Consider the following 20,575-nt stretch of genomic DNA (forward strand, 5'->3'; position numbering starts at 1 on the left):
GCAGCCTCTCGCGCGGGATCGCGCAGGAAGGAACCGGAATGGCCGAAACGAAGGGCGCCAAGGCGGGCGATGGCCCGGTCGTCATCAAGAAGTACGCCAACCGCCGACTCTACAACACGGCTTCGAGCACCTACGTCACGCTCGAACACCTGGCCGACATGGTGCGAAAGGGTGTCGATTTCGTTGTCTACGACGCCAAGACGAATGACGACATCACCCGCTCAGTGCTGGCACAGATCATCTTCGATGAGGAGAGCCGTTCGGAAAGCCTGCTGCCGATCCAGTTCCTGCGTCAGCTCATCGGCTTCTACGGAAACTCGATGCAGGCCCTCCTGCCCTCGTATCTGGAAATGTCGCTGGCCTCCTTCGCAGACCAGCAGGAGCGCCTGCGCCAGCAGTTCTCGGGCATGAACCCGCCCGCAGGCCTCGCCGCCTACGAGGATCAGGTGAAGAAGAACATGGCCCTCTTCAGCCAGGCCATGCAGATGTTCTCTCCCTTCGCCTATGGACGGCCTGAAGCCGGTCAGGCGGAGCCGGGGGTCCCGGGCGCCGGTGCGCCGGTTCCCGCCGCCGCGCCCGCCGAGAAGGCCTCCGATGAGGCCATTGCGGATCTCAAGCGCCGCATGGAGGAGATGGCCGCCCAGATCGACAGGCTGGCCTCAGGGCGATGACCAAGCCGATCGATCCCATCCTCCGCACACGACGCACCCGGGCGGCGCGGAGCCTTTCCACCGAGCCTGTTCCCGAGGCTCCAACGCCGAACTCCGGCGCCGGACGGCGCGACCGCGTCAAACCTCCGCCTGAGGTGCCCCTCGCCGAGGGCGCAGCCGCCCTGAGCGCCCACCTGATCGGTCAGGACGGGGCCAAGCGCGGCCTGCGCGGCGGCCCGCCTGTCCTTGACGCCGCCCGTTCAGCCTACCAGAGCACAGAGTGGTCGGGCGGCGCCGACCGACGCAAGAAGTCGGGCCGAAAGGCGCGCATCAAGACCTGAGCGGTCGCCGGGTCAATTCCGCCGCCCGGACGGGATTGCCCGGGCCCGCCGGATCCAGACGAGAGTTTTCTCTTTCTTCTCAATAGGTATGGTCATGGCGCAGCCCTTGCTGGGCTCCCGGCGCAATCCCTCGCCGGAGATCCGCCATGCCCGCCTTCGCCGCCCGCGTCTTTGACATCGCCCTGGTTGTCGCCATCTTCACCGCCTTCACCTGAGGGCGGGGTCCGGGTCGGCTCAGAGTTCCGCGACCGGTCCCGGGCGGCGCGCCCGGGACTGAAGCCACATCACCCCCAGAAGGTCCGAGGCCGAAGCCCAGAGACGGCCGAGGTTGGTGTACTTAGAGGCGCCGCTGGTCCTCGGGCGGTGACCGACCGGCAGGAAGAGGGTCGAATAGCCCTCCCGCAACATCAGGGCCGGCAGGTAGCGGTGGATGTGATCGAAATAGGGCAGGCGCAGGAAGGCGTCCCGGCGAAACGCCTTCAGGCCGCAGCCGGTGTCGTTGGCGGTGTCCCTCAGGAGGCGGCGCCGGACGCCGTTACCGATCCGGGAAGCGATCTTCTTGGCGGCGCTGTCCTGCCGGCGAACCCGCTCACCCCCCACCAGAGCCAGGTCGGGGGGGCCGGCCCGGAGGGCGTCGACCAGTTTTGGCGCATCGGCCGGGTCGTTCTGGCCATCCCCGTCGAGGGTGACGATAATCTCGCCCCGGGCCGCCAGGACCCCGGTCCGCACCGCCCGGCTCTGCCCTGAGTTCACACTATGGGCGAGAAGGCGCAGCGCCGGAATCTCGGTCTTCAGCGCCGCGAGGCGCTCGCGGGTATCGTCCCGGCTGCAATCGTCCACGAACAGGATCTCGACAGGCCAACCGGCGAAGGCGGCGGCGATCTCCCGGGCGAGATCCGGAGCCGCGCCGGACTCGTTGAACACGGGGACCACCACAGAGACCTCGGGACTGGGCCCGGGCGCAGGGCCCGCCGGCGGGGTCTGGGAAGGATCGGAGACCATGGAGCATCGTACGATCTTTCGGGGCTGAAGGGAAACGACGCCGCCTTCGGATCGTGCTAACCAGCCCTCCATGTGGCGAGCTGACATCATAAACGCCTTCCGGCGGCCCGGCGGCTGGCGCGGTCCGGCGGTAGCGGCCCTTTTCGCCTTCCTGGCGGGGCTGCCCGGCCTCCTCGCCCTTCCCCCCCTTGACCGCGACGAGGCCCGGTTCGCCCAGGCCACGGCCCAGATGCTGGAGCAGGACGACTATGTGGTCATCCGCTTCCAGGACCAGCCCCGTTTCAAGAAGCCCGTGGGCATTCACTGGATGCAGGCCGCAGTGGTCTCGACCTTTGGCGACGCCGGACAGAGAGACATCCGGCTCTATCGCCTTCCCTCCCTGATCGGGGCCATGCTGGCCGCCGCCGCCTGTGTCTGGGGGGCTGCGGGTTTCTTCAGCCGGGGCGTAGCCCTCCTGTCCGGCCTGATTCTGGGCGGGAGTCTTCTGCTCTCCACAGAGGCCTTCATCGCCAAGACCGACGCCATGCTGACCGGCCTGATCGTGCTGGCCATGGCGGCGCTGGCGCGCCTTTACGCCGAGGGGAGGGGCGGTCCTCCGGCGGGTCGATTGGCGGCGCCGGTCTTCTGGGCGGCCCTTGCCCTGGCGGTGCTGGTCAAGGGCCCTATCGCCCTGCTGGTGGCCGGTCTCGCCGCCCTCACCTTACGTTTGGCAGACCGCCGGCCCCTGACCGCCCGCCCCATCGGCTGGACCTGGGGCCTGATCCTTTTCGCCGCCATCGTCGGACCCTGGGCCTGGGCGGTGACCATCGCCACGGATGGCGCTTTCTGGTCGATGGCGATCGGCGGCGACCTGGCCCCCAAGCTCGCCGGCGGCCACGAGAGCCACGGCGCGCCGCCGGGCATGCACGCCCTGGCCGCGCCCCTGCTCGCCTTCCCCGCCACGCTTCTGCTGCCAGCCGCAGCGGTCGTCGCCTGGCGCCGGCGGGCCGAGCCCGGGATCCGCTTCGCCCTGGCCTGGCTCATACCCGCGTGGATTGTCTTCGAGGCGACCCCCACCAAGCTGCCGCATTACGTCCTGCCCTGCTACGCGGCGCTGGCCTGGCTCTGCGCTGCGGGTCTCGCGGAGGCGACGGGTCCCATCGTCCGGCGGGCGGGCGCGGCGCTGCAGCTGCTGGCGGGCGTGCTCCTGGCGGGTGTCGCCGTCGGCCTGACCCTGACTTACGGAGACGCGGGGGACGCGCCCGCCGCCGGCCTGACCGCCGGGCTCTTCCTCCTTGCCGGAGGTGCGGGAGCTCTGCTTCTGCTACGCGGTCAGCCCCGGCGGGCCCTGATCTGGGCCCTGCCGGCGGGCGTCCTCGCCCACGCCGCCCTGACCGCCCTCCTGGTCCCCAGCCTGCAACCCCTCCTGCTCTCCAGCCGGACCGTCGACATCCTCGCCAGCGCGCGCCTCCTGCCGGCCCAGGGCGTGGTGCCCGGCCCTGTGGCCGTTGCGGGCTATGCCGAACCCAGCCTGGTCTTCCTGGTAGGCACCGACACCGGGCTGGGCGACGCCGCCGATGCTGCAGCCGCCCTGGCCTCCGGTCGTGCGGCTGTGGTGGAGTCCCGGGAGCAGCCCGCATTCCGCCAGGCCCTGGCCCGGGCCGGACTCCAGTCGGTCGAGGTGGGCCGGGTGGCGGGCCTGAACTATTCCAACGGCGACGAGACCGAACTCACGGTCTACGCCCCCGCTCCCCGCCCCCCACCAGAGGCCCGTCCATGAGTCGCTTCATCGAGATCGTCGAGGTCGGGCCGCGGGATGGCTTGCAGAATGAAAAGACCATCCTCACGCCAGGCCAGAGGGCCGAGTTCATCCGTCGCCTCGAAGCCGCCGGCGCCCGCCGGATCGAGACCGTCTCCTTCGTCAACCCCGCGCGCGTGCCCCAGATGGCCGGCGCCGAGGAGGTCTGCGCCGCCCTTCCCGCCGATCCGTCACGCTCCCGGATCGGCCTGGTGCTCAACATGCGGGGTTGGGACCGCGCCATCTCCACGGGATGCGACGAAGCCAATGTGGTGGTCTGCGCCTCCGACGCCTTCGGGATCCGCAACCAGGGCGCGGAGACCCGGGCCCAGATGGACACCCTGGCCGCCATCGCCGGCCGTCGCGCGGCGGAAGGCGGTCCCCAACTCTCCGTGACCTTCTCGGTGGCCTTCGGATGTCCCTTCGAGGGCGAGGTGGACCCCGCCCGGGTGACCGGGCTGGTCCGCGAGGCGGCGCAGCTCCCCCTCGACGAGATCGCCCTGGCCGACACCATCGGGGTGGCGGATCCCTGGACGGTGCGCCGCCTGGTCGAGGCCTGTCGCTCGGTGTCCGCGGGCAAGCGCCTGCGCCTTCACTTCCATGACACCCGCAACACCGGCCTCGCCAACGCCTTCGCCGGGATCGAGGCGGGGGTGGACGTCCTCGACGCCAGCTGCGGCGGGCTGGGCGGCTGTCCCTTCGCGCCCAACGCTACGGGCAACATCGGCGCCGAAGACCTAGTCTACATGCTGGAGCGGGCGGGCTTCGAGACCGGCTATGACCTGCCGGCCCTGATCTCCACGGCCGAGTGGGTCTGCGGCCTCCTGGGCAAGACGCCGACGGCATCGGTTACCCGGGCGGGGCTGTTTCCAATTCCGGCCTGAGCCTCAGCGGGGCGGGCCCTTCAGGCGCCAGAGGACTGGCCGGACGACCGCCAGGGCAACGATGAACGGCCCCAGCGCCCAGGCCGCAAGGGACTCAAGCGGCGTGACGGCGCGCTTCCGGAAGAATCGGGCGAGGCCTCGGCCCTTGGCGAACTCCACACGCAGGGGATTGGCCCGGCTGGTGTGACCCACATGAATCACCCGGGCTGCCGGCTGGAAGACGACCTGGCCGCCGGCCCGGCGCACCCGCCAGCAGAGGTCGATGTCCTCGACGTGCAGGAAATAACCCTCGTCGAACCCGCCCAAGGCCTCGAAGTCCGTCCGACGCATGGCGAAGCAGGCGCCCGATATGGTCGGCGTCTCGACCACCCCGGTCGGGGTCGGTTCGTCCTCGAGGTGGACCTCGAACCGCCGCAGGGCCGGCGCCCTCCGGGCCAGGGTCGACAGGCTCAAGAGGGTGGACAGGGGGGTGATCTCCCCTCGCCGACCGCCCCTCTGCTCGGTTCCGTCGCTGTTGATGATGCGGGCGCCCACAAGGCTGGGCGACGGCCGGCCGCAGAGCGCTTCAGCCAGGGCGGTGACGCCGCCTTCGCCCAGAAAGGCGTCGGGGTTCAGGAACACCAAGAGGTCGCCCTGGGCGATGCCCGCGCCGAGGTTGGCGCCGCGGGCGAAGCCCACATTTCCCTGCCCGGTCAACAGGCGGACCCGGGGATTGAGGGCCGCCAGCTCCGCGAGGCGGGCGGCGTCCTCCGGCAGGGAGCCGTTGTCGACCACGATGACCTCACCCACCTCCGGCTGCGCCAGGGCGCTGTCGACCGACGGGAAGAGGGACTCCCCGGTCATGAAGACCACGAGCACGACCGAAGCCCCCGCAGCGTCTGCGGGGGTCGGGGCCATCCACACCTCGGGGCGGGAGCGCCTGAGCATCAGCCTCTCAACGCCGCGCGGGCCAGGTCCGGCGGGACCGCTTCTGCGGCCAGGGCGGCCACCGCCTCGTCCACGGACAGGACGGTCTGACCCTCGGCCCCCAGGCGGCGGATCGCCACCGCCCGGCTTTCGGCCTCCCGGCGGCCGACGGCGGCGATCACCGGGGTCTTGGCCAGGCTGTGCTCGCGCACCTTGTAGTTGATCTTCTCGTTGCGCAGGTCGAGCTCCACCCTCAGACCGGCCGCCCTCAGGGCTGCAGCGACCTCGCGGGCATAGTCGTCGGCGTCCGATGTGATCGAGGCCACCACCGCCTGGGTGGGCGCAAGCCAGAGGGGGAAGGCGCCGGCGTAGTTCTCGATCGCCACGCCCAGAAACCGCTCCATCGAGCCGCAGATCGCCCGGTGCAGCATGACCGGCCTCTGCTTGGAGCCGTCCTCGGCCACGTATTCGGCGTCGAGGCGCTCGGGCAGGACGAAGTCCAGCTGCAGGGTGCCGCACTGCCAGGTCCGGCCGATGGCGTCGCGCAGGTGGAACTCCAGCTTCGGACCATAGAAGGCGCCCTCGCCGGGCAGGGGCTCCACCTCCATGTTCACCGCCTGGCGGGCCGCGCGGTCGAGCTTGGCCTCGGCGATGTCCCAGACCTCGTCGGAACCCGCGCGGATGTCGGGCCGCAGGGCCAGCTTGACGCTGTGCAGGTCAAGGCCGAAGTCCGAATAGACCGAGTTCAGCAGCTTCACGAACTTCGTCGTCTCCGCCTCGATCTGGTCCTCGCGGCAGAAGATGTGGGCGTCGTCCTGGGTGAAGGCGCGCAGGCGCATGATGCCGTGCAGGGCGCCGGACGGCTCATACCTGTGGCAGGCGCCGAACTCGGCCATGCGCAGGGGCAGGTCGCGATAGCTCTTCTGGCCGAAGTTGAAGATCTGGACGTGCCCCGGACAGTTCATCGGCTTGACGGCCAGCTCCTCGCCTTCCGTCGTCTCGCAGGTGAACATGGCCTGGCCGAACTTTTCCCAGTGGCCGGACTTCTCCCAGAGACCCCGGTCCATGACCTGAGGCGCCTTGACCTCGACATAGCCGTCGGTCTCCAGCCGGCGGCGCATGTAGGCCTCCACCGTGCGGTAAAGGGTCCAGCCCTTGGGGTGCCAGAAGATCATCCCCTTGGCCTCTTCCTGAAGGTGGAAAAGGTCCATGGCCCGGCCGATCCGCCGGTGGTCGCGGCGCTCGGCCTCCTCGATGCGCTTGAGGTAGGCCTCAAGGTCGGCCTCGCTGGCCCAGGCCGTGCCGTAGATGCGCTGGAGCTGGGCGTTGCGGTGGTCGCCGCGCCAGTAGGCGCCGGCCAGCTTGGTCAGCTTGAAGGCCTTGCCGACATGCCGCGTGGAGGGCAGGTGCGGGCCCAGGCACAGGTCCTTCCAGCTTCCCTGGCGATAGACCGTGATGACCTCGTCCTCGGGCAGGTCGGAGATGATCTCGGCCTTGTAGGCCTCGCCGATCTCGCGGAAGTGGGCGATGGCCGCGTTGCGGTCCCAGACCTCGCGGACGATCTTCTCATCCCGGTCGACGATCTCGGCCATCCGCGCCTCGATGGCCCCGAGGTCATCCAGCGAGAAGGGCTCGTCCCGGGCGAAGTCGTAATAGAAGCCCTCGTCGATGGCCGGGCCGATGGTCACCTGGGTTCCGGGGAAGAGCTCCTGGACCGCCTGAGCCAGAACGTGGCTGGCGTCGTGGCGGATCACCTCCAGGGCGTCCGGGCTCTCGCGCGTCAGGATCTCGAAGGTCCCCCCGCCGGGGAGCGGGCGGTCCAGGTCCAGCAGTTCGCCGTCCAGGCGCACCAGCAGGGCGCGCTTTTCCAGCGATTTGGCGATGGCGGCGGCGACATCGCGGCCGCTTGCGCCTTCGTCGAAGGCTCGCTTCGAGCCGTCGGGAAAGATGAGTTCGATCATGGCTTGGTCTGTCCGTTTCGGACTCCCCCGGAGGGCCCTTCGAGGGGCGGCGCGGGAATCCGGGGCGGCACCGGGTCGTAGCCCGATCCCCCCCAGGGATTGCATCGACACAGTCGGCTGGCGGCCAGTCCGGCGCCTTTCCAGGGACCGTGCGTGATCAGGGCCTCTGCCGCGTAATCCGAACAGGTCGGAAGGAACCGGCACTGGCGCCCGATCAGGGGCGAAAGCGTCAGCTTGTAGGCGCGATGGGCGCCTCTGACGCAGCGTACATAAAGGGTCATGCCGGCTCGCAGGCTTGCGAATTAAGCTAGCGCTTATCCTGGGGAGTCCGCCGGATCAAGCCGCGCCGGCGGGGCTAGTTCGCGTTCCGGCCTTGCGCACGGCTTCAAGGGCGGCCTCGAAGGCCAGCAGGGTCGAAGCGTGCCGGGCGGGATAGTCCTTGACCGGGGCGAGCATGGCGAGATCCGAGAAACGTCCTTCAGGCGGGGATCCGCCTTGTTTCAGCATAGAGCGAAAGGCCCTCGTCGCCAACTCCAGGTCCGATTCACTGGCGCCAAGGATCGCCGTACCGAGAATGGCGGCCGAGGCTTGGCCAAGGGCGCAGGCCTTCACGTCCTGGGCGAAGCGGTTGATCCGGCCGGAGGCGTCGAGCCCCACGTCCACCGTCACCCGGCTGCCGCACAGGCGCGAGGTCTTCTCCGCCGAGCCGTCGGGGGCCTCCAGCCGGCCGAGGTGCGGGAGGTTGGCCGCAAGGGCCAGGACCTTGGCGGAATAGATGTCGTCAATCATGCGGGGTCCGGAGCCGTTCCGCCCCTGTCCGTCCAGATCTTCACGGCCTGCGCGACCAGGGCCTCGTTCATGGCGCGGAACCCTTCGAGGTGGGCGCTCCGGTGCGCCTTGTAATGCCGCTTCGCCAGGAAGCCTGTGAAGATCTCGCCATTGGAGATGATGCAGCCGGTAGGGCTGACAATATCGACCTCGATGAACCGCACCGACCTGACCCAGCCGTCCGACCGGGAGTCGCTCCAGTGGATCTGCTCCAGGGGCATCCACTCCAGAACGACGGGCCGGGCCTGCCTTGGCGTCCGGCCGGGAAGCGCCTCGGTCAGCTCCAGCTGGGCGCCGATCCGGATCTGGCCCCGGGCCGCCGGATAGAGGGGGTTCCAGGCGCTCCAGCCGTCGACTTTGCTGAGCAGCTCCCAAAGGACTTCAGGGGGGACCTGGACGCCGATCCGGTGCTCAACGCGCAGGGGGACGGCGCCCCAGGAGGGCTTGGGGGCGCTCCCCTTCATGCCGAACATGGGCGGTGGACGGATCGCCATCACGTCCTCTCCTTCAGTCTCCAGGTCGCGCCGGACGCGCTGTCCATGACCTCGACGTTCAGGGCCGCCAGCTCGTCGCGAATCTGATCCGCAGCAGCCCAGTCCTTCGCCGCCCGGGCCTGCGACCGGCGGGCCACCAGGTCGTCGATCCGGGCCTTCAACGCCTCGTCGGCGCCACCCTGGAACCAGGCCTCAGGATCGCCGAACAGGAAGCCCATCAACCGGGCGGAGGCCAGCAGCCGGCCCTTGGCCTCGGCGCGGCCAGGGCCTGTCGCCGTCTCCAGGGCGGTGGCCAGGCCGAACAGCTCGGCCATGGCGGCGGGCGTGTTCAGGTCGTCCTCCAGGGCGGCCAGGAAGGCGGGGTCCGGACCCGTATCGGCCGCCTCTACCCCCGCCGACCGGCGAAGGGCGCCGTACAGCCTGTCCAGCGCCTTGACCGACTGGGCGACCAGGTCGCTGGTCCACTCCAGGGGCGCGCGGTAGTGGCCGACCAGCAGGGCCCAGCGCAGGGCCTCGCCGGGGGCGACCTTCACCAGGTCCTTCACCAGGGCGACGTTGCCCAGGCTCTTCGACATCTTCTCGTCGCCGAAGTTCAGGAAGCCGTTGTGCATCCAGTACCGGGCGTAGGTCCTGTCCCCGCCGTGTCCGTGGACGCAGGCGCCCTGCGCCCGCTCGTTCTCGTGGTGCGGGAAGAGGAGGTCGATGCCCCCGCCGTGGATGTCGATGGGCAGGCCCAGGGACTGCTCGATCATGGCGGTGCACTCGATGTGCCAGCCGGGGCGGCCCGGTCCGAAGGGGCTGTCCCACACAGGCTCGCCGGTCTTGGACGGCTTCCACAGGACGAAGTCGGCGGGGTGGCGCTTGTAGGGGGCCACCTCCACCCGGGCGCCGGCGATCATCTCGTCCATGGGATGGCCGGACAAGGCGCCGTAGTCCGCGCAGGCCTGGGTGTCGAACAGGACATGCCCCTCGGCGGCGTAGGCCGAGCCGTTCCCCACCAGCCGGCCGATCAGGGCGATGATGGCGTCCATGGTCCGGGTCGCCCTCGGCTGGAAGGTCGGCCGCAGGGCCCCCAGCTCGGCCATGTCGGCGTTGTAGGCGGCCAGGTAGTGTTCGGTGATCACGTCGATGGCGACGCCGTCCTCGGCGGCCCTGCGATTGATCTTGTCGTCCACGTCCGTGATGTTCGCGGCGTAGAGCACGGCGTCCTCGCCAAAGGTGCGGCGCAACAGTCGGAACAGCACGTCGAACACCACCACCGGCCGATGGTTCCCGATGTGCACGTAGTTGTAGACCGTCGGCCCGCAGACATACATCGTCACCCGGGCCGGATCGGCGGGGACGAAGGGCCGCTTGGCGCGGGCCTGGGTGTCGTAGAGCGAAAGCGGCATGGGACGGGCTGGACCTGGCGGAATGCGGCGTGAGGTTGCCCCCGGCGGGGCGGCTCCCGTATACAGTCTGGCCGTCCGGCGGGCCAAGGACTTTGGGGACGCCCCCGACCCGCCGCGCGGCGCGTGAAGGATGATCCCATGGCCGCTTCCGCCGACTCCAACGCCGCCGCCGTGCCTGCAGGCCTCGAACCCCTGCGCCGGCCGACCCGCGAGGAGGCCATGGAGGCCGTCCGCACCCTGATCGCCTGGGCGGGCGACGATCCCCGCCGCGAGGGCGTGATCGACACCCCCAAGCGGGTCATCGACGCCTACCAGGACTGGTTCGAGGGCTACCGCCAGGACCCGGCGAAGGAACTGTCCAAGACCTTCGAGGACGTCCAGGGCTATGACGACATCGTCATGCTGCGGGACATCGAAGTGGAGAGCCACTGCGAGCACCACATGGCGCCCTTCCTGGGCAAGGCCTATGTGGCCTACATGCCGACCAACCGGGTCGTGGGCATCTCCAAGCTGGCCAAGGTGGTGACCATCTTCGCCCGACGTCTCCAGAACCAGGAGACCCTGACCCAGCAGATCGCCAACGCCATCAACGACAGCCTGCGCCCGGCGGGCGTGGCGGTTCTCGTCGACGCCGCCCACCAGTGCATGACCACGCGCGGCCTGCACCACCGGCACGTCTCGACGATCACGACCCAGTTCACCGGGGTCTTCAAGACAGACGATGGGCTGCGTCAGCGCTTCCTGGACTTCGCCAACCGCAGGTAGGAGCCGCCATGACCGCCGACTTCCCCGCGGCCCCCTCGATCGAGGCGCTGGAGACCGGCGACGTTCTGGCCCCCCGCTTCGGCCCCGACGGCCTGATCGCCGCCATCGCCCAGCACGCTGAGACGGGCGAGGTGCTGATGCTGGCCTGGATGAACGCCGAGGCCCTGCGCGCCACCCTGGCCTCCGGCGAGGCCGTCTATTTCAGCCGTTCCCGCCAGGCCCTCTGGAAGAAGGGCGAGACCTCGGGCCAGGTCCAGGTCGTTGAGGAGGTGCGGATCGATTGTGACCAGGACGCCGTCCTTCTGCGGGTCCGACCCCAGGGCGACGGCGGCGCCTGCCATGTGGGCGCCCGCACCTGCTTCTTCCGCAGCGTGACGGCGGACGGCGCCGGCCTCGTTCCCGTCCCCGGCGCCGGCCCGGACCGCGAAGCCGGCTGAGCCGCCTCAGGCCTCTGCGAGCCCCGATACCCCGTCGGGGCCGGGAGCGAAGGTGAAGGTCTTGAGGACGCTGGTCGTGAAGGTCGTGTCCAGGATGGTGGAGACGGCGACCATCTCGGCCTTGCCTTCCTTGCGTCCCAGGGTGAGGAGGACGAAGCCCTTGGCCGACTGGTCGGAATAGACCACCTCCCGGTTGGCGTCGGCCATGACCTGGCCGACGGGCACGCCGGCCAGGATATCGCCGACGCCCGGGCTGGTGATGGCGGTCGTGCCGAACTCCACCCCCACCCGGTTGCCGCCCTCAGGAGCGTCATACAGTTCATTGGCCCAGAAGGCGTGGCTGTCGCCGGACACGACCACGGCGTTGGCCTTGGCCCTCTGGATCAGGCTGTAAAGGCGCTGGCGGTCGGCGGGATAGCCGTCCCACATGTCGAGGCCGTAGGGCAGGCCCAGCTTCGAGATCCCCGTCATACGGTCGATGCGGCGGACCCCGTCGGGACCCAGGCCGGCCGTGGCCTCGGCGAACTTTTCCGGGCCCAGGACGGCGCGGAGGTCCGGCACGCCAACCCTCGCCATGACCACCTCGTTGCCGAGGACCTGCCAGGTCCGGCCCGTCCGGACCGAGTTGGCGAGGCCGCGCCGCAGCCAGTCGGCCTGGGCAGGGCCCACCATTCTTCGGTCCGGGTCGGCCAGACGCTTCCGGAAGCGGGCGACGTCGGGCTTGCCGTCAGGTCCGTTCAGGTCCACGGCGTAATCCAGCTGCTCGTCCCGCGCCGTAATGCGGGTCTCGAGCATGAAGAGGGTGGCGAGGTCGCCGAACTCGAAGGCCCGGTTGATGGAGAAGCCGCCGCCGTCCGGCTCGCGGATCGGCATCCACTCGTAATAGGCCTTGATGGCGGCGGCCTTGCGCCGGTTCCAGGAGCCTTCGTCCTTCTCGTGGTTCTCGGCCCCGCCCACCCAGGCGTTGTTGGCGGTCTCGTGATCGTCCCAGACAACGATCCAGGGGGCCCGGGCGTGGGCGGCCTGGAGCTGGGGATCGGTCTTCACCTGGGCGTGGCGGGTACGATAGTCGTAGAGGGTGACGATCTCGTGGGCCGGGCGAACCAGGCGGTCCAGCCTCTTGCCGGTCTCCGCCCCATAGCCGTCGGCGGCGTATTCGTAGATGTAGTCTCCCAGGTGCAGCACGGCGTCCACCCGGGGCAGGTCGGCGATGGCCTGGTAGGCGTTGAAATAGCCGCCCGGGTAGAGGGCGCAGGAGGCGATGGCCAGGACGGCGTCCTCGACCGGACCCTCGGGCAGGGTGCGGGTGCGGCCCATGGGCGAGGTCACGCCGTTCGAGGTGAAGGAAAAAGTGTAGGCCCGGCCCGGGTCCAGGCCGCCGACATCGACCTTGACCGTGAAGTCGCGGGCTGCGGAGGTTGTTCCCCGGCCCGACTTCGCCCCGCCGGCCATACGGTCTACCGGGTTGAGACTCCACTCATAGGCGATGGATCCAGAGGAGGGGTCCATGGGGGTGATCCGGGTCCAGAGGATGACCCGGTCGGCGGTGGGATCCCCGGAGGCCACCCCGTGGTCAAACCTCACCCTCTGGTCCTGGGCCGCAGCCGGCCCCGGGACGGCGGCGGTGCCCGCTCCAAACAGGGCCAGGGCCCGGCGACGATCGATGCGCATTGTCTTGGTCTCCCCCCGCCGCCAGGTCCGGCGACCCCAGATGTCTACTCCTAGACAAGCCCGATGACGAACCTGTGTCGAGAGCCCAGGCCTTGCACGCCTCCCCGGAGTCGGGATCATGCCCCATGGCCGCGTCCGGGACACCCGATGGATTCGACGAAGACGAGCCGGGGGCCGCGTCCGGCGGCGAGATCCTGGAGGCTGTCCTGGCGGCCGGCGCGGCGGGGCGCCTGGACCGGGCCCTCGCCGACGCCCTGCCGCAGCTGTCGCGGGCCCGGCTGAGGGCCCTGATGGAGGCCGGCGCGGTCACCCGCGACGGCGCGGCGGTGACGGACCCTTCGGGCCGGGCGGCGTCCGGGACCTACCGGGTCGCGGTCCCGGCCCCGGCGGCGGCCCTTCCCGAGCCGCAGGACATTCCCCTGGAGATCCTGTTCGAGGACGCGGACCTTATCGTGGTGGACAAGCCCGCCGGCATGGCGGTCCATCCCGGTCCCGGAGTTCCGGACGGGACCCTGGTCAACGCCCTGCTGCACCACTGCGGCGCCTCCCTCTCCGGGATCGGCGGGGTGGCCCGACCCGGCATCGTGCACAGGCTGGACAAGGAGACCTCCGGCGTCATGGTCGCGGCCAAGACCGACGCCGCCCATCGGGGCCTGGCCGCCCTTTTCGCCGCCCATGACATCGAGCGCAGCTATATCGCCCTGGTGCGAGGCGCCCCTCGACCCCCGACTGGGGAAATCCGGACCCGGATCGGCCGCTCGGCCCACGACCGGATGAAGATGGCGGTGATGAAGACAGGCGGCCGGGAGGCCGTCACCCACTACCGGACCGAGCGCACCTTCGGTCCGGCCGGCGCGCCGCTGGCGGCGAGGCTCGTTTGCCGGCTGGAGACCGGGCGCACCCACCAGATCCGGGTCCACATGGCCTCGCTGGGATGCCCCTGCCTGGGCGATCCCGTCTATGGGTCCGGCGCCCCTGCGGCTCCGGTGCGGGAGGCCCTGCGCGACTCCGGCCTCGCCCGGCAGGCCCTGCATGCGGCCGTGCTGGGCTTCGTCCATCCTGTGACCGGGGCGCGACTGAGGTTCGAGTCCGACCCGCCGCCGGACATGTCCGCCCTGGAAGCGCGCCTGTCGGATTTGTAACCGGCCGCCGCCGGGCTTCGCCTTGAAGCCGCCGCTTTCGTTCACTAGGTGAAATCCGACCTGGGGGGTGGGTCTTTACCGTCCTCCCGTCTGGAGGAAACCGACCGATGTCCGCGAACGCTCTGGCCGTGATGACCCCCGAAGGCGGTCTGTCGCGCTACCTGACCGAGATTCGCAAGTTCCCCATGCTCACCAAGGATGAGGAGTTCATGCTGGCCAAGCGCTGGCGGGAACATGAGGATCCGAAGGCGGCGCACCGGCTGGTCACCAGCCACCTGCGGCTCGTGGCCAAGATCGCCATGGGCTATCGCGGCTATGGCCTGCCCATCGGCGAGGTGATCTCCGAGGGCAATGTCGGCCTGATGCAGGCGGTCAAGAAGTTCGAGCCGGACAAGGGCTTCCGCCTCGCCACCTACGCCATGTGGTGGATCCGCGCCTCGATCCAGGAGTACATCCTGCGCTCCTGGAGCCTGGTGAAGATGGGCACCACCGCCTCGCAGAAAAAGCTGTTCTTCAACCTGCGCAAGGCCAAGAGCGCCATCTCGGCCTTCCAGGAGGGCGACCTGCATCCCGACCAGGTCGAACTGATCGCCACCAAGCTGGGGGTCGAGGAGTCCGAGGTCGTCTCCATGAACCGCCGGCTGTCCGGGCCCGACGCCTCCCTTAACGCCCCCATGCGGGTGGACGGCGAGAGCGAGTGGCAGGACTGGCTGGAGGATACCGGCGCCGTCAGCCAGGAGACCCAGGTCGCCGAGGACCAGGAGCACACCCAGCGGATGAGCCTCTTGGAAGCGGCCATGACCGAGCTGACCGACCGCGAGCGGCACATTCTGACCGAGCGCCGGCTGAAGGATGACCCCACCACCCTCGAGGACCTGGCCTCCCAGTACGGGGTCAGCCGCGAGCGGGTGCGCCAGATCGAGGTGCGGGCCTTCGAGAAGCTGCAAAAGGCGATGATCGCCTCAGCCCGCGAGAAGAACCTGGTCGAGTCCTGACGGGCTCGCCGGGCGGCGGCGGCGCAAGTCAACACGCATTGACATGGCGTTGGGCCAGGCGCAGGTTCCGCCCTGCGGGAGGCCCCGGATGAGAGCGGCCCCGCGAGGGAGACCGCTATGAATATCGCCGTCAGGATCGACACCGACGAGGCCATCCGCGAGGCCAACGAGACCCCGCTGGAGCTCCTGAACCCCGGCCGCGCCGACCGGTTCCAGAAGGACGCCATCCTTCCGGTCTTCGCCCGCCTGCGGCGCGAGGACCCCGTCCACTTCACCGCCGAAAGCGACTTCGGGCCCTACTGGTCGGTGACCCGGTGGAAGGACATCATGGCGGTGGACACCAACCACGAGATCTTTTCCTCGGCCCAGGGCATCACCCTGCCCAACCTGGTGGCCCTGGCTGAACAGCAGAAGGTGCTGGGCGAGCTGGCCCGGCCGCGCACCGGCGGCGGCGCCGGCTTCATCACCATGGATGAGCCCGAGCACGGCGTGCAGCGCAAGGCGGTCAGCCCCACCGTGGCGCCGGCCAACTTGCAGCGCATGGCGCCCATCGTCCGGGAGCGGGCCGGCCTGATCCTCGACTCCCTGCCCATCGGCAAGGAGTTCGACTGGGTCGACCTGGTGTCGAAAGAACTGACCGCCATGACCCTGGCGACCCTGTTCGACTTCTCCTTCGAGGACCGTCGCAAGCTGACCTACTGGTCGGACATGGTGACCAACCCGCCCGGTCATGGCCCGGTGAAGAGCTGGGAGCACAAGTTCCAGGCCCTGACGGAGTGCTTCATGGCCTTTGAGGAGCTGTGGAACCAGAAGGTCAACGCCGAGCCGTCCGCCGACCTGATCTCCATGCTGGTGCACAACCCGGCCACCCGGGACATGGACCGCGACACCTATCGCGGGAACGTCATCCTGCTGATCGTCGGCGGCAACGACACCACCCGCAACACCATCTCCGGCAGCGTCGTGGCCCTGAACCAGTTCCCCGCCCAGTACGACAAGCTGCGGGCCAACCCGGCCCTGATCCCGTCCATGGTTTCGGAGACCATCCGCTGGCAGACCCCCCTGGCGCACATGTCGCGGGTGGCCAAGACCGACTTCGAACTGGGCGGCAAGACCATCAAGGCCGGCGACCGGGTGGTGATGTGGTACCTCTCGGGCAACCGCGACGAGGACGAGATCGACAACCCCAACGCCTACATCATCGACCGCGACCAGTCCCGGCATCACATGTCCTTCGGCTTCGGCGTGCACCGCTGCGTGGGCAACCGCGTCGCTGAGCTTCAGCTGACCATCATCTGGGAAGAGATCCTCAAGCGCTTCCCCGAGATTCGGGTCTCAGGTGAGCCGGTCCGTAACTTCTCGAACTTCGTCCATGGGTTCGAGACCCTGCCGGTCATCATCCCGGCCCGGAACTAAGCCGGGAGCCAACCGGATGACCGACCTGGCCGAACCGGCGCATCTTGTCGCGCCACGGCGCCGCGACGCCCGGGCGACCCGCGCGGCCATCCTCGAGGCGGCGAAGCGCGCCTTCGCCGTGACGGGATACGACCGGACGTCCCTGCGCGACATCGCCGCCCTGGCGGGGTCGGACGTGGCCCTGATCCCGCGCTATTTCGGCGGCAAAGAGGGCCTGTTCACCGAGGCCCTCAAGGCGACCATCGCCCCCGACCGCCTGCGCGACTGGGACCGCAGCCGCTTTTCCCGGGACGTGGCCGAGATGATGGCCGGCGCCGCCGATATCGCCGATCCTCGGACCCGGACCTTCCAGTTCCTGCTGCAGGCGGCGACCTCGCCCACCACGGCGCCCCTGCTGGGCCGTGCGGTGCAGGAGCGCTTCCTCGCCCCCATCCGCGACTGGCTGGGCGACGCGGCCGGCCAGGAGCGGGCCCGCGTGCTGGCGGCCATCTATATCGGCTTCCTGGTCGAGCGCCTGATCCGCGGCGCCGCCCTGGAGGGCGCCGAGCGCACCGCCTTCGTCGAGCGCGTCACTGCGGTGATCGAAGGGGTGATCGGGGCGGCGTGAACCGACCGGGACGGGACCACCGTCAGACGGCGGATCCCGGATCCAGCCAGCCCTCCTCCCGAAGCCGGCCCACGCGCGAGCGGGAGACCGGCGCCTCCAGGGTCCCGGTCAGCCGAAGGCGCAGATTGCGGCCATCCTCGATCACACCGGTGATGGCGCCCCGGGCCACCCACCAGGACCGGTGAGTCTGCACGCCCTCCACATCCTTCAGGCCGGCCATGGCCTGGGCCAGGGACATCAGCACCAGGGCGGAGCCGTGGGGCGTGTGCACCCGCACATAGTGATCCTCCACCTGCAGGCAGAGCACATCCCGCCCGAGGCGGGCGGGCAGGCGGTCGCGGGGGTCGGCGGCGGTGGACTCCGGGCCGGACGCGTCGACGGACCGTCGCTGGGTGAACCCCAGGATGGCGAGGGTCGCCACGGTGCTGATCGCCAGGCATTGGCCGTACCACTCCCCTGCGGAGACCTGGCTGACGACCGGCCAGAGTCTGAGGGCGAGGAGTCGACTGAGGGCGGCCGGCGCCAGGGACAGGAGGGCGACGGCGGGCGGCGCCCAGAGCCAGACCGGCAGACGTCGGGCCTGGGCCCACCGGGCCAGGGCCGGCACGCAGAGGCCGAAGGTCAGGGATCCGCCCCAGACACAGACCAGCCAGTACCCGATCCTTTGAGCCGGGGCGCCGTTCAGATAGCTGCCGAAGGGTCCGAGGACGCCGAGGATCAGGCCGCAGGCGGTGGAGGCGGCGACGGCCGCCACCGCCGGACGCCGCAGGACCGCCCCTACCCTTCCCCACGACATGCTGGCCTCCGGTCCCTGGCGTTTCGGGGGGGCGGACCGCTCGCCGGTCTGCGAACCCGTTCGCCCGTTCGCCCATCTCCGCTGGCGAGGCCGCAGGGTCTGCATTCGAAGATCCGCCCCATCGTCCTCTTGTTCTCGAAAGATCCGCCCATGTCCACACGCTCAAGACTCTTCGCCGGCCTGGCCCTCGCCGCCCTGGTGACGGCCGGTCTGGTTCCCGCCGCCGCCCTCGTCCTGGGGTCGGCCCAGGCCGCTCCTCAGGCGGCCCCCACGGCCGCAAGGGACGCCGTCGTCTTCACCCGGGTTCAGGCGCCGGACGGCGACCAACCCGACATCGAGGTGGGGATCTGGAGTCCGGCCGAGGCGTCGCCGAGGCTGCGACCGTTGATTGTGATCTCGCATGGGACCGGAGGCGATTTCCGCAGTCACATGGCGACCGCTCAGGCCCTCGCCCGCGCGGGATTTGTCGTCGCCGCCCTGACCCACACCGGGGATAACTGGCGCGACCAGAGCCGGTCGACCGACCTCGCCGGGCGCACCCGCCAGGTCTCAGCCCTGATCGACTTCATGCTGACGCGATGGGACGGTCGCGCCGGGATCGACCCCCGTCGGATCGGCGCCTTCGGATACTCCGCCGGCGGGTTCACCGTCCTGGCGGCGGCGGGGGGACGACCGGACCTGACCCGAATGACCGACCACTGTCGAACCCACCCCGACAATTTCGACTGCCGATTGGTCAGCCAGCACGCCGTTCCGGCAGGTCCGGCCGGCGGAAACCCCCTTGCAATCCCAACCGATCCGAGGATCAGGGCCCTGGTGGTCGCCGCCCCGGCCCTCGGCTTCACCTTCGCAGGGCGCGGTCTTGCCGCCGTCACCCAGCCGGTCCAGCTGTGGCAGGCCGGCTCAGACCAGATCCTGCCGGCACCCGAGTATGTCGAGCCAGTGCGCGCGGCCCTGCCGAACCCGCCCGAATTCTTCCGGGTCGAGGGCGCGGGTCATTTTGACTTCATGCCGCCATGCTCGACCGAACTGAAACTGTTCGCACGGGCGATCTGCGCCCCGACGCCGGGATTCGACCGGGCCGCCTTCCACGAAACCTTTGGCCGGGAGGTGATCCGGTTCTTCAAGGCGCACCTGGCCGCGTCGTCGCCGGACGCCGCTCCAGTGAGGGCGGGCGGCGTCAATCCAGGAAGGGGTCCCGCATCATGATGATGTCGTCGCGCTGAGGGCTGGTGGACAACAGGGCCACCGGCGCGCCGACCAGCTCCTCGATCCGACGGACGTACTTCACCGCCGCGCCGGGCAGGTCCTTCCAGGAGCGGGCGCCCTGGGTGCTGTCGGTCCAGCCTTCGATCGCCTCGTACACCGGGACCAGACGCGCCTGATCGCGCAGGCCGGCGGGCAGGTAATCCACCGGCTGGCCGTCGAGGGTGTAGCCGGTGCAGATCTTCAGGGTCTCGATCCCGTCGAGGACGTCCAGCTTGGTCAGGACGATGCCCTGGACCCCGCCGACCCGGACCGACTGGCGCACCAGGGCGGCGTCGAACCAGCCGCAGCGGCGAGGCCGGCCGGTGACCGTGCCGAACTCGTGCCCGCGCTCGCCCAGGCGGGCGCCGATCTCGTCGTGCAGTTCGGTGGGGAAGGGGCCCTCGCCCACCCGGGTGGTGTAGGCCTTGACGATGCCCAGGACATAGCCCCCGGCCTGGGGACCCACGCCCGAGCCCGCCGCCACCTGTCCGGCGACGGTGTTGGAGCTGGTCACATAGGGATAGGTGCCGTGGTCGACGTCCAGCAGGGTGGCCTGGGCCCCTTCGAACAGGACCCGCCGGCCGGCGCGGATCTGGTCGCCGAGGATTCGCCAGGCGGGCTTCACGAAGGGGGCGACCTGGGGCGTGATCTCCGCCAGCTGGGCGAGGATGTCGGCGGGGGTGACGGGGGAGAGGCCGAGGCCCGCGCGCAGAGCGCCGTGGTGGGCCAGCAGGCGCTCGATCTTGGTCTCCAGGGCCTCGCGGTCGGAGAGGTCGGCGAAGCGGATGGCCCGGCGGCCGACCTTGTCCTCGTAGGCCGGGCCGATACCCCGGCCCGTGGTGCCGATCTTGCCAGCGCCGGCCCGGGCTTCCCGCGCCTGGTCGAGATCGCGGTGCAGGGGCAGGATCACCGTGGCGTTGTCGGCCAGGACCAGGACGTCCGGCGTGACCTCGAGGCCCTGGGCCCGGGCGCGGCCGATCTCGTCCATCAACGACCAGGGGTCCACCACCACGCCGTTGCCGATGATGCTGAGCTTGCCCTGCACCACGCCCGAGGGAAGGAGGGAGAGCTTGTAGGTCTTGTCGCCCACCACGATGGTGTGGCCGGCGTTGTTGCCGCCCTGGAAGCGGACGACCACGTCCGCACGGTCGGCCAGCCAGTCGATGACCTTGCCCTTGCCCTCGTCGCCCCACTGGCCGCCGATGACGGTGACGTTGCCCATGATGTGATCCTGTCAGATATGCGTCCGCCGCCTGCCGGCGAC

The 20,575-nt window shown here is 69.9% G+C and carries 21 protein-coding genes; 11 read left to right on the plus strand and 10 right to left on the minus strand.

Going from position 1 to position 20,575, the window contains the following annotated elements; genetic code table 11:
• Window positions 1–38 precede the first annotated feature (38 nt).
• Together phaR and IM632_RS04900 are read left to right on the plus strand one after the other, a co-directional pair.
• Window positions 39–671, plus strand: coding sequence for a polyhydroxyalkanoate synthesis repressor PhaR (gene phaR, locus IM632_RS04895; protein WP_296484880.1), 633 nt, complete (start codon window positions 39–41; stop codon window positions 669–671).
• A complete protein-coding gene (locus IM632_RS04900) occupies window positions 668–991 on the plus strand; it encodes a hypothetical protein (RefSeq protein WP_296484883.1) in 324 nt (107 codons plus the stop codon). Before phaR ends, IM632_RS04900 begins: the two co-directional genes overlap by 4 nt.
• Before the next feature lie 234 nt (window positions 992–1,225).
• Here the strand turns inward: IM632_RS04900 and IM632_RS04905 are convergent, their stop codons facing one another.
• The gene (locus IM632_RS04905) at window positions 1,226–1,993 is read right to left on the minus strand and encodes a glycosyltransferase family 2 protein (RefSeq protein ID WP_296484912.1); all 768 of its coding nucleotides are present in this window, start codon (window positions 1,991–1,993) and stop codon (window positions 1,226–1,228) included.
• Between the two features lie 70 nt (window positions 1,994–2,063).
• On the opposite strand from IM632_RS04905, the gene IM632_RS04910 reads away from it, so the two are divergent.
• Window positions 2,064–3,752 carry a phospholipid carrier-dependent glycosyltransferase gene (locus IM632_RS04910; RefSeq protein WP_296484887.1) on the plus strand — a complete coding sequence of 563 codons (1,689 nt, stop codon included), beginning with the start codon at window positions 2,064–2,066 and terminating at the stop codon, window positions 3,750–3,752.
• Window positions 3,749–4,654, plus strand: coding sequence for a hydroxymethylglutaryl-CoA lyase (locus IM632_RS04915; protein ID WP_296484889.1), 906 nt, complete (start codon window positions 3,749–3,751; stop codon window positions 4,652–4,654). Before IM632_RS04910 ends, IM632_RS04915 begins: the two co-directional genes overlap by 4 nt.
• Window positions 4,655–4,657: 3 nt before the next feature.
• On the opposite strand, the gene IM632_RS04920 is transcribed toward IM632_RS04915, so the two are convergent.
• From IM632_RS04920 to cysS, 6 genes are read right to left on the minus strand one after another with little or no spacing between them, the layout of a single operon-like run.
• On the minus strand, window positions 4,658–5,581 hold the full coding sequence (locus IM632_RS04920) for a glycosyltransferase family 2 protein (protein WP_296484892.1): 924 nt from the start codon (window positions 5,579–5,581) through the stop codon (window positions 4,658–4,660).
• Window positions 5,581–7,521: a threonine--tRNA ligase gene (thrS, locus tag IM632_RS04925; RefSeq protein WP_296498270.1), complete on the minus strand. Its 1,941-nt coding sequence runs from the start codon at window positions 7,519–7,521 to the stop codon at window positions 5,581–5,583. Before thrS ends, IM632_RS04920 begins: the two co-directional genes overlap by 1 nt.
• Window positions 7,518–7,802, minus strand: a complete 285-nt coding sequence (gene yidD, locus IM632_RS04930) for a membrane protein insertion efficiency factor YidD (protein WP_293513258.1) — start codon at window positions 7,800–7,802, stop codon at window positions 7,518–7,520. Before yidD ends, thrS begins: the two co-directional genes overlap by 4 nt.
• A 55-nt stretch (window positions 7,803–7,857) precedes the next feature.
• On the minus strand, window positions 7,858–8,310 hold the full coding sequence (locus IM632_RS04935; protein WP_296484897.1) for an iron-sulfur cluster assembly scaffold protein: 453 nt from the start codon (window positions 8,308–8,310) through the stop codon (window positions 7,858–7,860).
• Window positions 8,307–8,843, minus strand: a complete 537-nt coding sequence (locus IM632_RS04940) for an SRPBCC domain-containing protein (protein WP_296484899.1) — start codon at window positions 8,841–8,843, stop codon at window positions 8,307–8,309. The genes IM632_RS04935 and IM632_RS04940 overlap by 4 nt, the downstream gene beginning before the upstream one ends.
• Entirely contained in the window at window positions 8,843–10,234 is a 1,392-nt protein-coding gene (gene cysS / locus IM632_RS04945) for a cysteine--tRNA ligase (protein WP_296484901.1), read from the minus strand. The genes IM632_RS04940 and cysS overlap by 1 nt, the downstream gene beginning before the upstream one ends.
• Window positions 10,235–10,372: 138 nt before the next feature.
• On the opposite strand from cysS, the gene folE reads away from it, so the two are divergent.
• Both folE and hisI read left to right on the plus strand, forming a co-directional pair.
• Entirely contained in the window at window positions 10,373–10,999 is a 627-nt protein-coding gene (gene folE / locus IM632_RS04950; protein WP_296484903.1) for a GTP cyclohydrolase I FolE, read from the plus strand.
• 8 nt (window positions 11,000–11,007) lie between these two features.
• Window positions 11,008–11,436, plus strand: coding sequence for a phosphoribosyl-AMP cyclohydrolase (gene hisI / locus IM632_RS04955; RefSeq protein WP_296484906.1), 429 nt, complete (start codon window positions 11,008–11,010; stop codon window positions 11,434–11,436).
• A 6-nt stretch (window positions 11,437–11,442) separates the two neighbouring features.
• Here hisI and IM632_RS04960 read toward each other — a convergent pair whose 3' ends face one another.
• Window positions 11,443–13,107 carry an alkaline phosphatase D family protein gene (locus IM632_RS04960; RefSeq protein WP_296547580.1) on the minus strand — a complete coding sequence of 555 codons (1,665 nt, stop codon included), beginning with the start codon at window positions 13,105–13,107 and terminating at the stop codon, window positions 11,443–11,445.
• Window positions 13,108–13,232: 125 nt separating this feature from the next.
• Between IM632_RS04960 and IM632_RS04965 the strand changes: the two genes are divergently transcribed.
• The 4 genes from IM632_RS04965 to IM632_RS04980 all read left to right on the plus strand — a co-directional run bounded on the left by IM632_RS04965 (window position 13,233) and on the right by IM632_RS04980 (window position 17,267).
• On the plus strand, window positions 13,233–14,249 hold the full coding sequence (locus IM632_RS04965; RefSeq protein ID WP_296480342.1) for an RluA family pseudouridine synthase: 1,017 nt from the start codon (window positions 13,233–13,235) through the stop codon (window positions 14,247–14,249).
• A gap of 107 nt (window positions 14,250–14,356) precedes the next feature.
• Complete coding sequence (gene rpoH, locus IM632_RS04970) at window positions 14,357–15,244, plus strand: RNA polymerase sigma factor RpoH (RefSeq protein ID WP_296480339.1); 888 nt, start codon at window positions 14,357–14,359, stop codon at window positions 15,242–15,244.
• Between the two features lie 117 nt (window positions 15,245–15,361).
• Window positions 15,362–16,660 carry a cytochrome P450 gene (locus IM632_RS04975; RefSeq protein ID WP_296480337.1) on the plus strand — a complete coding sequence of 433 codons (1,299 nt, stop codon included), beginning with the start codon at window positions 15,362–15,364 and terminating at the stop codon, window positions 16,658–16,660.
• Between the two features lie 16 nt (window positions 16,661–16,676).
• Window positions 16,677–17,267 carry a TetR family transcriptional regulator gene (locus IM632_RS04980; protein WP_296480334.1) on the plus strand — a complete coding sequence of 197 codons (591 nt, stop codon included), beginning with the start codon at window positions 16,677–16,679 and terminating at the stop codon, window positions 17,265–17,267.
• Window positions 17,268–17,289: 22 nt separating this feature from the next.
• Here IM632_RS04980 and IM632_RS04985 read toward each other — a convergent pair whose 3' ends face one another.
• Window positions 17,290–18,063 carry a LytTR family DNA-binding domain-containing protein gene (locus IM632_RS04985; protein WP_296480331.1) on the minus strand — a complete coding sequence of 258 codons (774 nt, stop codon included), beginning with the start codon at window positions 18,061–18,063 and terminating at the stop codon, window positions 17,290–17,292.
• Between the two features lie 150 nt (window positions 18,064–18,213).
• Here IM632_RS04985 and IM632_RS04990 point away from each other — a divergent pair, with 150 nt between their 5' ends.
• Window positions 18,214–19,272 (plus strand): prolyl oligopeptidase family serine peptidase, encoded by a 1,059-nt coding sequence (locus tag IM632_RS04990; RefSeq protein WP_296480328.1) that lies wholly within the window; start codon window positions 18,214–18,216, stop codon window positions 19,270–19,272.
• Here the strand turns inward: IM632_RS04990 and IM632_RS04995 are convergent.
• Window positions 19,244–20,533, minus strand: a complete 1,290-nt coding sequence (locus IM632_RS04995; protein WP_296480325.1) for an adenylosuccinate synthase — start codon at window positions 20,531–20,533, stop codon at window positions 19,244–19,246. The two genes, IM632_RS04990 and IM632_RS04995, sit on opposite strands and share 29 nt — an antisense overlap.
• Between the last annotated feature and the right edge of the window lie 42 nt (window positions 20,534–20,575).

The sequence above is a fragment of the Phenylobacterium sp. genome, from assembly GCF_020402505.1.
Taxonomy (GTDB): Bacteria; Pseudomonadota; Alphaproteobacteria; order Caulobacterales; family Caulobacteraceae; genus Phenylobacterium.

Bases quoted from the DNA above. Each gene is read 5' to 3' on its own strand.
- phaR (WP_296484880.1), top strand. From the start codon at position 39: ATGGCCGAAACGAAGGGCGCCAAGGCGGGCGATGGCCCGGTCGTCATC.
- IM632_RS04900 (WP_296484883.1), top strand. From the start codon at position 668: ATGACCAAGCCGATCGATCCCATCCTCCGCACACGACGCACCCGGGCG.
- IM632_RS04905 (WP_296484912.1), bottom strand. From the start codon at position 1,993: ATGGTCTCCGATCCTTCCCAGACCCCGCCGGCGGGCCCTGCGCCCGGG.
- IM632_RS04910 (WP_296484887.1), top strand. From the start codon at position 2,064: ATGTGGCGAGCTGACATCATAAACGCCTTCCGGCGGCCCGGCGGCTGG.
- IM632_RS04915 (WP_296484889.1), top strand. From the start codon at position 3,749: ATGAGTCGCTTCATCGAGATCGTCGAGGTCGGGCCGCGGGATGGCTTG.
- IM632_RS04920 (WP_296484892.1), bottom strand. From the start codon at position 5,581: ATGCTCAGGCGCTCCCGCCCCGAGGTGTGGATGGCCCCGACCCCCGCA.
- thrS (WP_296498270.1), bottom strand. From the start codon at position 7,521: ATGATCGAACTCATCTTTCCCGACGGCTCGAAGCGAGCCTTCGACGAA.
- yidD (WP_293513258.1), bottom strand. From the start codon at position 7,802: ATGACCCTTTATGTACGCTGCGTCAGAGGCGCCCATCGCGCCTACAAG.
- IM632_RS04935 (WP_296484897.1), bottom strand. From the start codon at position 8,310: ATGATTGACGACATCTATTCCGCCAAGGTCCTGGCCCTTGCGGCCAAC.
- IM632_RS04940 (WP_296484899.1), bottom strand. From the start codon at position 8,843: ATGGCGATCCGTCCACCGCCCATGTTCGGCATGAAGGGGAGCGCCCCC.
- cysS (WP_296484901.1), bottom strand. From the start codon at position 10,234: ATGCCGCTTTCGCTCTACGACACCCAGGCCCGCGCCAAGCGGCCCTTC.
- folE (WP_296484903.1), top strand. From the start codon at position 10,373: ATGGCCGCTTCCGCCGACTCCAACGCCGCCGCCGTGCCTGCAGGCCTC.
- hisI (WP_296484906.1), top strand. From the start codon at position 11,008: ATGACCGCCGACTTCCCCGCGGCCCCCTCGATCGAGGCGCTGGAGACC.
- IM632_RS04960 (WP_296547580.1), bottom strand. From the start codon at position 13,107: ATGCGCATCGATCGTCGCCGGGCCCTGGCCCTGTTTGGAGCGGGCACC.
- IM632_RS04965 (WP_296480342.1), top strand. From the start codon at position 13,233: ATGGCCGCGTCCGGGACACCCGATGGATTCGACGAAGACGAGCCGGGG.
- rpoH (WP_296480339.1), top strand. From the start codon at position 14,357: ATGTCCGCGAACGCTCTGGCCGTGATGACCCCCGAAGGCGGTCTGTCG.
- IM632_RS04975 (WP_296480337.1), top strand. From the start codon at position 15,362: ATGAATATCGCCGTCAGGATCGACACCGACGAGGCCATCCGCGAGGCC.
- IM632_RS04980 (WP_296480334.1), top strand. From the start codon at position 16,677: ATGACCGACCTGGCCGAACCGGCGCATCTTGTCGCGCCACGGCGCCGC.
- IM632_RS04985 (WP_296480331.1), bottom strand. From the start codon at position 18,063: ATGTCGTGGGGAAGGGTAGGGGCGGTCCTGCGGCGTCCGGCGGTGGCG.
- IM632_RS04990 (WP_296480328.1), top strand. From the start codon at position 18,214: ATGTCCACACGCTCAAGACTCTTCGCCGGCCTGGCCCTCGCCGCCCTG.
- IM632_RS04995 (WP_296480325.1), bottom strand. From the start codon at position 20,533: ATGGGCAACGTCACCGTCATCGGCGGCCAGTGGGGCGACGAGGGCAAG.